A 13,207-nucleotide genomic window follows, 5' to 3' on the forward strand; every position below is an offset into this window, starting at 1 on the left:
AATTATCGGCAACCGGCCGACGCCGCCGGTCATTTCTTCAAGGCCCTGATCGCAAACTCGATAAGCTCGTCCGGCATCGCCCGATTCTTTTTGGCAAGGCACTGGGCGACCATCTGCGGATGACAGAGGGTGATGATGGCGGCGCTGAAACAGCGCGAAGCGACTTCCGGGTCCTGATCGGCAAACTCGCCGGTTGCGATACCGTCGCTGATCACCTCCGCCACCAAGCCGCGGATCCTGTCGATATGCTTCTCGATGACATGCCAATCGCGTTCGATGGCAACGACGACCATTTCGTGCACCTTCTCCTGGTCGAGCATGGTGTCGCGGGTCCACTGATAATGCGTTTGAACGTAGCGGCGAAGCTTTTCGCTGGCCGTTCCGGGACCATGGCAGGCGTCGTAGGTCAGTTGGTAGCAGGTAGCGAGCATGCGGCCGCAAACGGCCTGATGGATTTCGACCTTGGAGGCGAAGAAACGATAGATGTTGGCCGTCGACATGCCGAGTTCACGCGCTATGTCGGCGACATTGGTCTTGCCGTAGCCGTAATGGCGGAACAGTCGCTCGGCGCAATCGAGGATGCGCGCGACATTCTCCTGCCGGACCAGGTCGGCCGTCGTATCGAGGGTATCAGACATCTTTTTTCATGAGCTCATTACGAATGACGAATTTTGAATTTCGTCACTCGTAATTCGAAATCACCCGCCTGTCAACAGGTGACATTATCCGTCTTAGGCGACTGGTGACATCTGTTGACACCACTTGGGCGTGATCAGCGTTAATGAACCTGCTACTGGCAGTGCACATGTACCCGCCAGGCCATCAATGCTCATCTACGGCGTTTTGCGGCTCAGATGATCGGCCCGCTATTTGTTCAAAACGGGCTCCAGTGTGCGCAGCAATGCATTATCATCTAATGCGGAAAGGAGTTTATGGGATGACCGTACTGCGCATCGTCACGAATATTGCAACAGACAGCATTCCGGATGTTCGGAAGTTCTATTCCGACCTGTTCGGGCTCGATGCCGTGATGGATCACGGGTGGCTCGTCACGCTGGCGTCCAGCGAAACAACCATCCCCCAGATCAGCATCGCCAGCGAGGGCGGCTCAGGCACGCCGGTGCCCGATCTGTCGATCGAGGTCGACAATGTCGACGAGGTGTATCTTCGCGCAAACGAGATCGGCTGCAGAGTGGTCTATGACTTGACCAACGAACCGTGGGGCGTAAGACGTTTCTTCATTGCCGACCCGACCGGCAAACTGCTCAACGTGCTCTCGCATCTTCGTTAAAGCGCGTCGCCTGAAGGGATTCATGCGAGCGCTTTAAATCTCTAGCTTTATGCACGTCGTTGTCCCAAAACCGCAGCGCACTTTTGGGCCGCATGCATTAGAAATTGCCTGCAAATGCGGGGACATTGGCGACCTTCCAAACATTCAGCCCCAACGACTGAAACGGGCCCAATTGCGGTCATCGGAGGACACTTGAGCAGAACAATTCCATTTCATTTCGTCGATGTCTTCGCGGTAGAGCCGCTGACGGGCAATTCACTTGCGGTGGTCGACAGCGGTGGCGAGTTGGCGCTTGAGCTCATGCAGAACATTGCACGTGAGTTCAACCAGTCCGAGACAACCTTTGTGCTACCGGCGACCCGGGCGGACGCCGACTGGAAGTTGCGCTCTTTCACGCCGAAAGGTGTAGAGGTTTTCGGTGCAGGCGGCCACAACACGCTAGGGGCTTGGTGGTGGCTCGCTGCAGCGGGGCGGCTCGATCTGGGCGATGGCCCAACATGGTTTCACCAACAGATCGGCGACTTGGTATATCCATTGGCTATCTGGCAAAGCCAAGGGAAACTCGAAAAGATCATTATGCAGCAAGAAGCCCCAGTGGCTGGCCGGCAGCTCTCAAACCTTGGCGCTCTTGCCAAGGCACTCGGCCTTGACACTGAAGAAATAGCGGCGGATGTCGTGCCTTGCCAGGTGGTCTCGACTGGTGCTGCCCATCTCCTGGTGCCGATCCGCGATCGCGAAGCCGTCGACCGGATTTCGCCTGATGCCAAGCAACTTTTCGACCTGCTCAACGAGGTCGGCGGGGAAGGCTGCTACGTCTTCTCACTCGATCCACGCCAGCCCGAAACCACAGCGTATGCACGGTTTTTCAACCCGACTGTTGGCATTTCAGAGGATCCGGCAACCGGTACGGCGGCTGGTCCGCTCGCCGCACACCTCGTTGCACACGGTCTTGCACAGCCCGGCGTAGTCAAGGTCGAGCAAGGCACGGCGCTCGGACGTACCAGCATCATTGAGGTAGATGTAGATGCCGGCTCAGTGAGCGTATCGGGACGCTGCATTGTGGTGGCGAGCGGGGCGTTTTCGATCTAGTCGAAGGTTGCAAATCCGGTAGCCGCGCAGGCAGCGAACCTATGCCCCCACAAGATCGCATTGGCGCGCTATGCGGATGACGTCTGCCACTCGCCTTCGACTCGGATTGGCTTAGGTAGCCGATTTGTTTAATCTGTTCAGGCTTTCGCCCAGTATGACAAGCGCGATGCCGAGCAGCGCGATGTCCTTGATCAGGAACTGACCGGCGGGACCGAGCGCGGGAAAGCCCAGCGTCGGCTCCCAGATCGGCAGGGCAACCATGATCGAACAGGTGACCAGGAAAATCAGGACCGCCAATGCCCCGCCGGCCACACCGGCGCCAGCCGACCAGGGGCAGGCAATCAGGAGAAGTGCGGTCGCGATCTCGACGACACCAAGCACATAAGAGGCGCCGGCTTCACCAAAAACCGGATACATCCAGGCGAGCCAAGGCGTGCCGCTGATCAACGGCCTCAACGCCTCGATCTCCACCGCCGTGAACTTCATCCCGCCGATCATGAGAAGCGGCAGTATGACCCCGGTCAGGGCGACGATCCGTCCGGCTTTGCCGACAGCGGTGTTCTCCATTGGAATGCTCCTCATGCTGGATCTTCTGCCGAGTTGGTTCTGTATCGAGGACGATCGGGAGGCACTCGATCCGACACTGAGTGATCTTTTTTGCTCCGTTCAAGCTGGGTTTAGCTGGGCCAATGGTGATCTGGCACGGATTAATGGGTTCTGACCTAACTACCCCTTCGCCATCTCCCTCAGCCTGAACTTCTGGATCTTGCCGGTTGAGGTCTTCGGGATTTCGGCGAAGATCACCGCCTTCGGCACCTTGAAGCGGGCGAGCAGCGCGCGGCAGTGATCGATGATCTCGGCTTCGGTCGCCGTCCTGCCCGGCTTCAGCTCGACATAGGCGACCGGCACCTCGCCCCATTTGTCGTCGGGCCTGGCAACGACGCCGCAGGATGCGACGGCAGGATGCTTGTAGAGCGCCTCCTCGACCTCGATCGAGGAGATGTTCTCGCCGCCGGAAATGATGATGTCCTTGGAGCGGTCCTTGAGCTGGATGTAGCCGTCGGGATGCCTGACGCCGAGGTCGCCCGAGTGGAACCAGCCGCCGGCAAAGGCCTCGTCGCTCGCTTTGCGGTTCTTCAGATAGCCCTTCATGACGATGTTGCCGCGGAACATGACCTCGCCGATCGTCTCGCCGTCGGCCGGCGTCTCATCCATCGTCTTGGGGTCCATCACTGTCAGATCCTCGAGCGCGGCATAGCGCACGCCTTGCCTGGCCTTCCTCGCCGCCCTGAGACCCTTGTCGAGCCCGTCCCACTCGCCATGCCATTCGTTGACGACGGCCGGGCCATAGGTCTCGGTAAGGCCATAGAGGTGAGTGACCACAAAGCCTGCATCGGCCATGCCCGACAGCACTGCTTCCGGCGGCGGTGCCGCGGCCGTGCTGAAGGTGACCGTCTGCGGAAATTGCCGCTTGTCCTCGTCCCTGGCATTGATCAGCACCGACATCACGATCGGCGCGCCGCACAGATGGGTGACGCCATGATCGGCAATGGCGTCATAGATCGGCTTCGGCCGCACCCAACGCAGGCAGACATGGGTGCCGGCCTGCACGGCCAGCGTCCATGGAAAGCACCAGCCATTGCAGTGGAACATCGGCAGCGTCCACAGATACACCGCATGCTTGCCCATAGCGGCATGGATGGTGTTGGCGTAGGCCATCAGTGCCGCACCGCGATGATGATAGACGACGCCCTTGGGATTGCCTGTCGTGCCGGAAGTGTAGTTGAGCGAGATCGCATCCCATTCGTCGTCCGGCATCGACCAGGCGAAATCCTCGTCGCCACCCGCGACGAAGTTCTCGTAGTCGAGGGTGCCGATCCGCTCGCCCTTGGGATAAGGGGCATCGGTGGCGTATTCGGGATCGTCATAGTCGATGACCAGCGGTTTTACCTTAGCCAGCGCCAGCGCCTCGCTGACGACATTTGCGAATTCGCGATCGACGACAAGCAGCTTGGTTTCGGCATGGTCGAGTTGGAAGGCGATGACCGCGGCATCGAGGCGGGTGTTGAGCGAATGCAGTACCGCCTTGATCATCGGCACGCCGAAATGCGCTTCCAGCATCGGCGGCGTGTTGGACAACATGACGGTGACGGTGTCGCCCTTGCCGATGCCGCGCCTCTGCAGCGCCGAGGCAAGCTTCAGCGACCGCCGCCAGAATTCACGATAGGTCGTGCGCTGGCGACCATGGATGATAGCAACATGGTCGGGAAAGGTCTTTGCCGCCCGCTCCAGATAGCTGAGCGGCGTCAGCGGCTGGTGGTTGGCTGGTTTCCTGTCGAGATCCTGTTCGTAGGGATTGCCCATCCCGTCCTCCCCAATATCGAGCGCTTCCAACCACGGGACGCCGCGGACGAGGCCGCCTCAGCTACTCCCGCCGCTACTCCTCGCCCTTACCTTCTGACCATAAACTATCGATGTCCCGATGCCCTTCGACGATATTCGCCACCTCGAACCAATCGCCGTTATAGCGGAAGAAAATCACGTATCCTCTGAAAGCGAAACTTCTGATATCTGGCCGCAGATCGGGACGAGCACGGCCAATCGTCGCCGGCAAGCTCGACAGATCACGGCATTTCTGGCGCAGAGCATCCACAAAACGTCGGCCGATCGCCAGGCTGCCGCTTTCGCGAGTTATGTATTCAAAGATATCAACCAAATCTGTTTGGACCGACGGCAACATGCGCAGCCGTGGCACTCCTAGAAGCCTTCCTTTGCGAGTTGCTCAGCCTTGGCTTCCATGGCCGCATCAATATCCTGCTCGGTCGCTTCGCCGTCGTCGGCAAACGATTTGTCCAGCATGGCGCGCAAGGCCTTCAGCTTTTCCTCGCGTTCCTCGACCAGGCGCAGGCCCTCGCGCACGACTTCGCTGGCAGAGCCGTAGCGGCCACGCTTCACAATGTTGGCCACAAAGGCTTCCCAGCGATCTCCCAATGAGACGTTCATTCTCGAGCCTCCTGTTTCGTAAATGGTACTGCAATAACAATGAATGCGCAATTACTGACATAGCGGAGATCTCGCGCTCCGTTGCCTGGCAACGGGCGAAAAGCGGCCAGCACCTCGGCCGCGTTTGACTTTTGTCGAGAGCCGTGAATAATGTCAGTGAGGAGATGGCATGGCGATCCGACCGGCAGAACAGCTTATCCACAAAGCCGCCTGGCTCTACTATGCCCATGGCTTGCGCCAGGACCAGGTGGCCAGCCAGCTCAAGATTTCCCGAGCCTCGGTCGCCATGTATCTGCGCAAGGCGCGCGAGACCGGCATCGTCAACATCTCGACCTCGACCCAGCTTTTCACCGACGACGTCCTGGCGCGCCAGCTCGAAGACGCGCTGAAGCTCGACGCCGTCTGGATCGCGCCGGAAAACGGCCATATCGCCGATCCGTCGACCGACATCGCGGTGCTGGCGGCCAGCGTCTTTCTCGAACTGATCAAGAAGGGCGACCGCATCGGCGTCGCCTGGGGGCGGACCATCTATACGATCGCCGACATCATGTCCTATGCCGATCTGCAGGATGTCACGGTGGTGCAGCTCTGCGGCAACCTCGGAGCCCCCTACTCCTACCGGCCCGACCAATGCACCATGGAAATCGCCCGCCGGCTCAACGCCGAGGGGCTCAATTTCTATGCACCGCTGGTGCTGACGACGGAAGAACTGGCGCGCGGCCTCCGCGCCGAGCCGGTGATCCGCGAGCAGCTATCGGGCATTAGTGAATGCAACCTGGCGCTTTACTCGGTCGGCACCGTCGACGCCGACAGCCATGTCGTCAAATGCGGCGCGCTGACTGCGAGCGAAATGGAGGTGCTGCGCCGCGCCGGGGCTGCCGGCGTCATCGCTGGGCAGATCATCGACGCGCAAGGTCAGGCGCTCGATTGCAGCTACAACCGGCGGGTCATTTCGGCGGAGCTGTCATCGCTGCGCAAGATCGAAAAGCGCCTCGTGGTGGTGCAGGAGGACAGCAAGTTCGGACCGCTGGTGGCGGCGATCGCGGGTGGGTTGTGCACGCATCTGGTGGTCGGCGCACGGATGGCGCGACGGCTGCTCGACCATGCCGGACCGGCAGCGGAAAAGGTCGCCTAGATACGTAAAACTCCGCCGCGGGCGCATTGTCATCAAGGCGTCGCGGCGTTCCTGTTCACACAAAGAGAAATCGGACGAAGCGAACATGAAGAACCTGTGGAACGACGGCGACGCGGAGAAGCTGGTTGCCGACTATGCAAACAAGGGTGTTGCCCGTGACCTGGCGCTGCGCGTCTACACGACACGGCTTCTAGGCGGCGAACCGCGGCTTGTCCTGCATGGCGGCGGCAACACCTCCTGCAAGACAAAGGCCACCGATCTCGTCGGCGACGAATGGGACGTGCTTTGCGTCAAGGGCAGCGGCTGGGACATGGGCGTCATCGAGCCGCAGGGCCTGCCGGCGGTCAAGCTCGGCGCCCTCTTGAAGGCGCGATCGCTCAAAAAACTCTCCGATGAGGATATGGTCGCCCTGCAGCGGGTGAACCTCATCGACCCGTCTTCGCCCAATCCTTCGGTCGAGACGCTGCTGCACGCCTTCCTACCGCACAAATTTGTCGACCACACGCACTCGACCGCCATCCTGGCCATCGTCGACCAGGACGACAGCGAGGCGCTGAGCATGAAGGTCTTCGGCAGCAAGATGGGATTCGTGCCCTACATCATGCCGGGCTTCGACCTGGCGAAGGCGGCTGCCGATGTCTTCGACGCCGACCCGACGGTCGAAGGCCTGATCCTCGACAAGCATGGCATTTTCACCTTCGGCGACGATGCCAAACAGGCCTACGACCGGATGATCCATTATGTGAACGTCGCCGAGGATTTCATCGCCAGCCACGGTAAGCCCCGCACCGAAAAAGCCGCCTTGCCGGTCAGACTGGCGAAGCCTGCGGATATCGCGCCGATGCTGCGCGGCGCGGTGGCGGTAGCGCGCGGTGAAGGCCGCTTCGACCGCATGATCAGCGATTTCCGCACCTCGGAAGCGATCGTCGATTTCATCAATTCGGCCAGGATTGCCGACTTTGCCGGGCGCGGCGTGTCGACGCCCGACCTGTCGATCCGCATCAAGACCGGACCGATGGCGCTGCCGGCACCCGACGCCGACAAGATCGGCGACTACAAATCCGTCATCAGCCAACATGTCGAGAAATTCGCCAAGGACTATCGCGCTTACTTCGAAACCAACGACGCACTCGACGATGTGAAGCGCACGATGCTCGACCAGATGCCGCGCCTGACGCTGGTGCCGGGCCTCGGCATGTTCGGCCATGGCCGCACGCTGAAGGATGCGAAGATCGCCTCCGACGTCGGTGAAATGTGGATCGAGGCGGTGCGCGGAGCCGAAGCGATCGGCGATTTCCGCCCGCTGTCCAAAGCCGACCTGTTCCCGCTCGAATACTGGTCGCTGGAACAGGCCAAGCTCGCCTCCAACAAGCCGAAGCCGCTGACCGGCCAGGTTGTGCTGGTCACCGGCGGCGCCGGCGCGATCGGCGCCGCCACGGCAAAGCTGTTCGCCGACAACGGGGCCCATGCCGTCGTTGTCGATCTCGACGCGTCAAGGGCTGCCGAGGCAGCAAAAAAGGCCGGCAACAGTTCGATCGGCATTGGTGCCGACATCACCGATCCGGCGCAGATGCGCGCTGCGTTCGACAAGGCGGTCGCCGTCTACGGCGGCCTCGATATCCTGGTTTCCAATGCCGGTGCGGCCTGGGAAGGCAGGATCGGCGAGCTCGACGACGCCACTTTGCGCAAGAGCTTCGAACTCAATTTCTTCGCCCACCAGTCGGCGGCGCAGAACGCGGTGCGCATCATGCTCGAACAGGCCACCGGCGGCGTGCTGCTGTTCAACACCTCCAAGCAGGCGATCAATCCGGGTCCGAAGTTCGGCGCCTATGGCATACCAAAGGCGGCGACGCTGTTCCTGTCCAGGCAGTATGCCCTCGACTATGGCGCCCATGGCATCCGCTCGAATGCCGTCAACGCCGATCGCATCCGTTCGGGGTTGTTGACCGACGCCATGATTGCCAGCCGCTCGGGCGCGCGCGGCGTGTCGGAAAAGGAATACATGGCGGGCAATCTGCTTGGGCAGGAAGTGACGGCCGGGGACGTCGCCCAAGCCTTCCTGCATCATGCGCTGGCCGAGCGGACCACCGCCGATGTCACGACGGTCGACGGCGGCAACATCGCCGCGGCGTTGAGGTAACTGAAACTTTGCCATCCTCGCGGTGGGAGATCACCGGAAATCCTAACAAAGATTGTTAGATCTCGTGAGATATGATATACGGTTAGGCATGAAAACCCAACCCATGCGCACCCTTACCATATCCCTCACCCCGCAACAGGCGGCCCGCCTGCAAAGCGCTATCGAGGGCGGGGGATATGCCTCTAACAGCGAGATTGTCCGCGACGCCCTGCGCCTGTGGGAACAGCGCGAGGAATTGCGCGCCTTGGAGTTGGAACATTTGAAACGGGCCTATGCCGACGGCATGGCCAGCGGCAAGCCGGTGGAAGTTGAACCCGCCGAGTTCATACGCGGTTTGAAAGCAGAACGCCGCGCCCGTGGCTAGATATCGGCTCACGCCGCGCGCCTCGCAGGATTTGCGGGATATTTGGCGCACTATCGCAATCGAGAATGAAAAGGCAGCCGACAAGCTGCTTATGCGCTTTTTTGACAAACTGGAGCTGGCGGCGGAGCATCCCAAGATGGGCACAGCCAGGCCAGAGTTGAGCTTGACGGCCCGCGTGCTCATCGAAGGCCGCTACATCGTCATCTACGAACCGCAGTTGGAGGGCATCCTGGTCGTGGCAATCGTCCACGGGATGCGCGATCCGGAGCACTGGGTGTAAAAAACCAGAGAGGCTGACGGAGCAGGCATTCAGACCTAAAGCGCGTCGCGTTTGACCGGCCTCATGCGACGCGCTTTAGGTTGTTGTTTTTATGCATGTCGTTGTCGCAAAACCGCTGCACACTTTTGCGCGACATGCATTAGAAAAGAGCGACCCAAAAGCCGCCCGCGAGCCGCTCTTTCCTTGCGCCTGCGATGGAACGTTACTTGGCGTTCGGGTTCGGCATCCAGGCCGGCATCGCGACATCGGCATGGGCGAACTGCGGCAGCTTGGCCGAGAGGTCTTCCATGTTCTTGATGTCCTTGTCGATCAGGTCCTTCTGGGTGATCAGCGTCGGCGGCACGATGACGTTGTGGCCGGGGTCTTCGCCGGCCAAAAGCTGCGCCAGCGCGCGCACCGAAACCTGGCCGACGACTGCCGGATTGGTGGCGGCCGTTGCCGCCCAGGCGCTGTCAGGCTCGCGCATCGCGGCGATGTCGGAGGTCGAGATGTCGGCCGAATAGATCTTGATGTCCTGGGACAGACCGGCCTCGTCGACGGCGATCTTCACGCCCTTGGCAAATTCATCATAGGGCGCGAACATCACCTTGATGTCGGGGTTGGCCGAGAGCACCGAGCGGGCCTGGTTGGCGACGGAATTGGCGATCGGATTGTCGAGCGTGCCGAACATCGCCGCCTCGTTGATGCCGGCATATTTCTTCTTGAAATCGACCCAGGTCTCGTTGCGGCGGTCGAGCGGCGCGATGCCGGCGACGTAGACGTAGCCGGCCTTCCAGCTCTCGCCATTGTCCTTGACCGCCTGTTCGAGCGCGAGGCGCGCGAGGTCGCGGTCGGACTGCTCGATCTGCGGTATCTTGGGGTTTTCGACGTTGACGTCGAAGGCGACGACCTTGATGCCGGCGTCGACCGCGCGCTGGGCGGCTTCCTTCATCGATTCCGTCAAGCCGTGCTGGATGATGATGCCCTGGACGCCGAGCGCAATGGCCTGGTCGACCATGTCTGCCTGAAGGGCAGCGTCCTGACGGCTATCGAGGACACGCAGATCGACGCCGAGCGCCTTGGCCTGCGCTTCGACACCGGACAGATAGGCCTGGAAGAAGTCACCGGTCGAGAGATAGCGGACCAGCGCGATCTTGACGGCGCCGGGCTTATCGAACGGCGCCGGCTTGTCCTGCGCCATCGCCGGGACCTGCATCAGCAGCGCGGCGCCGGCAAGCCCGAGTGCTGCCTTACCCAAAAGTCTTCTTGTGATCTTCATGTTGTTTCCTCCACTTGTTGAACTCAAATTTCAGCCGGTCGAAATCCTATCTGTCGAAATCCTATCTCTTGCCCCTACCGGAAAGGGCGAAGGTGAAGACAAGGGCAACCACGAGAACCAAGCCCTTGATGAAATCCTGCGTGTAGTAGGGCGCGTTCATCATCGTCAGGCCCTGCAGCAGCACGCCGACAAACACCGCACCGACGGCCGTGCCGAAGGCGTTCGGCTTGGCGGCGCCGAGGACCGCGTAGCCGATGAGCGCCGCTGCGACAGCATCGAGCAGGAGATTATTACCCGAGGCGATGTCGCCGCGTCCAAGCCGGGCAGCGAGCAAAATGCCGCCGATCGAGGCAAAAACCCCTGAAATAACGTAGGCCCAGATTTTGTATGCCTTGACAGGCGCGCCGGCGAGCTCGGCAGCCCGTTCGTTGCTGCCGACCGCATACATCATGCGTCCGAAACGGGTGTATTCAAGAAAGAACCAGATCATCACTGCAAGCAAGAGCAGGACGACCACCGAAACCGGGATGAGGTTGGGGATGAAGAAATCGAAGCGGTGGCGGCCGAGCGCCAGGAAGGCGGCGCCGAACGTGCCGTTGGCGACCGAGCCGTCGGGCATTGTCATACCGGTGGCGATCGAGCGGCCCTCGGTCGGGATACGCTGCAAACCGACGAGCAGGAACATCATGCCGAGCGTCGCCAGGAGATCCGGCACGCGCATATAGACGATCAGCCAGCCATTGATGAGCCCGACGATGGCGCCGATCAGGAGACAGGCGACGACCGCGACGACGGCGTTCTGCTCCAGCACCACCATGACATAGGCGGCTGCCATCATGGCGCTGGTGGCGACGGAGCCGATCGACAGGTCGAAGCCGCCGACGACCAGGGTGGCAGTGACGCCGAGCGCCAGCACGCCGGTGATGGCGACGGACTGAAAGATGAAGACGGCGCTCTGCGGCGAGACGAAGCCATCGGCGGCGACGGCGAAATAGGCGATCAACCCGAACAGCAGAGCGATGAAGCCATAGCGAATGGCATGGTCGCGCGCGGCTGCCATCCTTACCCAACCCGAACTCATGCCCTCTCCATTCCACGTCCCATTATCTGCCCGCCCTCACGCTGCGCTGTGCAGCGGCCCGCCCGCCACTTCGGCCAGCAGACGCTCAAGATCGATGTCGGCATTGTGATGTTCGCCGACGATTGTCTGCTCCGACATCACCAGGATGCGGTCGGCGGTCTCCAGCGCCTCGTCGAGTTCAGTGACGAACAGCAGCGTCGCACGGCCGTTCGCGCTCGCCCGCAGCTTGGCCGCGATATCGCGCCTGGCTGAAATGTCGACGCCCTGAAACGGCTCGTCCAGGATGAACAGTTTTGCCGCCTGCGACATCCAGCGCGCGACCATCACCTTCTGCTGGTTGCCGCCGGAAAGCGCCGACATTTCGTCTTTCTCCGAGCGGCAGACGATGCCCAGTTCCCGTATCTGTTGGCGGGCGGTGGCGCGCTCGATGCGGCGCTTGAGCACGCCCAGACGCGACATCTGCTTGTGGAATGGCAGGCTGATATTCTCCTGAATGTTGAAGTCGCCGACGATCCCGTTTTCGCTCCGGTCCTTGGCGACGAGAAATACGCCGGCGGCGATCGCCTCGCCTGTCGAACCCGGAGCATAGGGTTTTCCGTTCAACGTCATGGTCCCGGTGAGCGGCTTGTGGACGCCAAACAGCGTCTCGGCGAGCGCGGTCTTGCCGACGCCGACGAGGCCGGTGATGGCAACGACCTCGCCATCGCCGAGCGTCAGCGAGATCGGCCTGGCGCCTTGCGCAATGCGCAACCCGTCGATCGTCAGGACAGGCCTGGTCGAATTCCTGGCGACGATCCGGTCGAGGTGGATCTTGCGGCCGAGCATGGCGTTGACTGCGCCTTCATAGTCGAGCGGCTTGCGGTCGAAAACGCCTGAGATGACGCCGTCGCGCATCGAGACGATACGGTCGGCAAGCCGCCTGATGTCCGACATGCGGTGCGAGATGTAGAGGATTGCGACGCCGTGCCCGCGAAGCCTGTCGAGCAGCGCGAAAAGCCGGTCGGCCTCGGCGCTGGACAGAGAGGACGTCGGCTCATCGAGGATCAGCACTTTCGGCTGATGCGCCATGGTGCGGGCTATCGCCACCATCTGGCGGTCGGCCAGCGAGAGATCGCTGATCCGGGCTCTCAGGTCGATGGCCAGCCCCATGCGGTCGGCAACCGCCTTTGCCTCGCGACGCACCCGGCCCGGATTGAACAGGGTCGGCGCGCCACTGCCACTCAGCCTGTCGAGCGTCAAATTGGTGGCGACGTCGAGGTCGGCTACGACACCGTCATTGATGTTTTGATGGACGGTGACGACACCGGCGCGTATCGCCTCCGCCGGCGTATTCGGCGCGAAATCCTCCGGCGCGAAGTCGTGGCCGGCAAGGCTCATCGTGCCGCCGCCGCGCTCGTAGACGCCGCTGATGATTTTGACCAGGGTGGATTTGCCGGCGCCGTTGGCGCCCATCAGCACGGTCACTTCACCGGCATGCAAATCGAGCGAGACGCCGCCAAGCACCTCGATATGGCCAAAGGACTTCCTCAGGCCGTGCACGCGGAACACGGCATTATTGCCCATTCG

14 protein-coding genes are annotated in these 13,207 nt (G+C 61.3%); 6 read left to right on the plus strand and 8 right to left on the minus strand.

Going from position 1 to position 13,207, the window contains the following annotated elements:
- Positions 1–29: 29 nt before the first annotated feature.
- Positions 30–638, minus strand: a complete 609-nt coding sequence (locus IHQ72_RS30825; protein ID WP_258119374.1) for a TetR/AcrR family transcriptional regulator — start codon at positions 636–638, stop codon at positions 30–32.
- A 299-nt stretch (positions 639–937) separates the two neighbouring features.
- Here IHQ72_RS30825 and IHQ72_RS30830 point away from each other — a divergent pair, with 299 nt between their 5' ends.
- Positions 938–1,291 carry a VOC family protein gene (locus tag IHQ72_RS30830; protein WP_258119376.1) on the plus strand — a complete coding sequence of 118 codons (354 nt, stop codon included), beginning with the start codon at positions 938–940 and terminating at the stop codon, positions 1,289–1,291.
- Positions 1,292–1,483: 192 nt separating this feature from the next.
- Complete coding sequence (locus IHQ72_RS30835; protein WP_258119378.1) at positions 1,484–2,380, plus strand: PhzF family phenazine biosynthesis protein; 897 nt, start codon at positions 1,484–1,486, stop codon at positions 2,378–2,380.
- A gap of 111 nt (positions 2,381–2,491) precedes the next feature.
- Here the strand turns inward: IHQ72_RS30835 and IHQ72_RS30840 are convergent, their stop codons facing one another.
- The 4 genes from IHQ72_RS30840 to IHQ72_RS30855 all read right to left on the minus strand — a co-directional run bounded on the left by IHQ72_RS30840 (position 2,492) and on the right by IHQ72_RS30855 (position 5,383).
- Entirely contained in the window at positions 2,492–2,947 is a 456-nt protein-coding gene (locus IHQ72_RS30840; protein WP_258119379.1) for a DUF417 family protein, read from the minus strand.
- Positions 2,948–3,106: 159 nt separating this feature from the next.
- Complete coding sequence (locus tag IHQ72_RS30845) at positions 3,107–4,744, minus strand: acyl-CoA synthetase (RefSeq protein ID WP_258119381.1); 1,638 nt, start codon at positions 4,742–4,744, stop codon at positions 3,107–3,109.
- Between the two features lie 73 nt (positions 4,745–4,817).
- On the minus strand, positions 4,818–5,120 hold the full coding sequence (locus IHQ72_RS30850) for a type II toxin-antitoxin system RelE/ParE family toxin (RefSeq protein ID WP_258119382.1): 303 nt from the start codon (positions 5,118–5,120) through the stop codon (positions 4,818–4,820).
- A gap of 17 nt (positions 5,121–5,137) precedes the next feature.
- Positions 5,138–5,383, minus strand: coding sequence for a type II toxin-antitoxin system ParD family antitoxin (locus IHQ72_RS30855; protein WP_258119384.1), 246 nt, complete (start codon positions 5,381–5,383; stop codon positions 5,138–5,140).
- 169 nt (positions 5,384–5,552) lie between these two features.
- On the opposite strand from IHQ72_RS30855, the gene IHQ72_RS30860 reads away from it, so the two are divergent.
- The 4 genes from IHQ72_RS30860 (at position 5,553) to IHQ72_RS30875 (ending at position 9,302) form a co-directional block, all read left to right on the plus strand.
- Entirely contained in the window at positions 5,553–6,518 is a 966-nt protein-coding gene (locus IHQ72_RS30860) for a sugar-binding transcriptional regulator (protein ID WP_258119385.1), read from the plus strand.
- An 85-nt stretch (positions 6,519–6,603) separates the two neighbouring features.
- Complete coding sequence (locus tag IHQ72_RS30865) at positions 6,604–8,658, plus strand: bifunctional aldolase/short-chain dehydrogenase (RefSeq protein ID WP_258119386.1); 2,055 nt, start codon at positions 6,604–6,606, stop codon at positions 8,656–8,658.
- 103 nt (positions 8,659–8,761) lie between these two features.
- On the plus strand, positions 8,762–9,022 hold the full coding sequence (locus tag IHQ72_RS30870) for a type II toxin-antitoxin system ParD family antitoxin (RefSeq protein WP_374120417.1): 261 nt from the start codon (positions 8,762–8,764) through the stop codon (positions 9,020–9,022).
- Positions 9,015–9,302 carry a type II toxin-antitoxin system RelE/ParE family toxin gene (locus IHQ72_RS30875; protein WP_258119389.1) on the plus strand — a complete coding sequence of 96 codons (288 nt, stop codon included), beginning with the start codon at positions 9,015–9,017 and terminating at the stop codon, positions 9,300–9,302. The genes IHQ72_RS30870 and IHQ72_RS30875 overlap by 8 nt, the downstream gene beginning before the upstream one ends.
- Before the next feature lie 202 nt (positions 9,303–9,504).
- Here IHQ72_RS30875 and IHQ72_RS30880 read toward each other — a convergent pair whose 3' ends face one another.
- From IHQ72_RS30880 to IHQ72_RS30890, 3 genes are all read right to left on the minus strand, one after another.
- Positions 9,505–10,560 (minus strand): substrate-binding domain-containing protein, encoded by a 1,056-nt coding sequence (locus IHQ72_RS30880; protein ID WP_123146924.1) that lies wholly within the window; start codon positions 10,558–10,560, stop codon positions 9,505–9,507.
- Positions 10,561–10,621: 61 nt separating this feature from the next.
- Positions 10,622–11,641, minus strand: a complete 1,020-nt coding sequence (locus IHQ72_RS30885) for an ABC transporter permease (RefSeq protein WP_258119394.1) — start codon at positions 11,639–11,641, stop codon at positions 10,622–10,624.
- Positions 11,642–11,677: 36 nt separating this feature from the next.
- Positions 11,678–13,204, minus strand: a complete 1,527-nt coding sequence (locus tag IHQ72_RS30890) for a sugar ABC transporter ATP-binding protein (protein ID WP_258119396.1) — start codon at positions 13,202–13,204, stop codon at positions 11,678–11,680.
- Positions 13,205–13,207: the final 3 nt, after the last annotated feature.

Source organism: Mesorhizobium onobrychidis (assembly GCF_024707545.1).
In the GTDB taxonomy this organism is placed as follows: Bacteria; Pseudomonadota; Alphaproteobacteria; order Rhizobiales; family Rhizobiaceae; genus Mesorhizobium; species Mesorhizobium onobrychidis.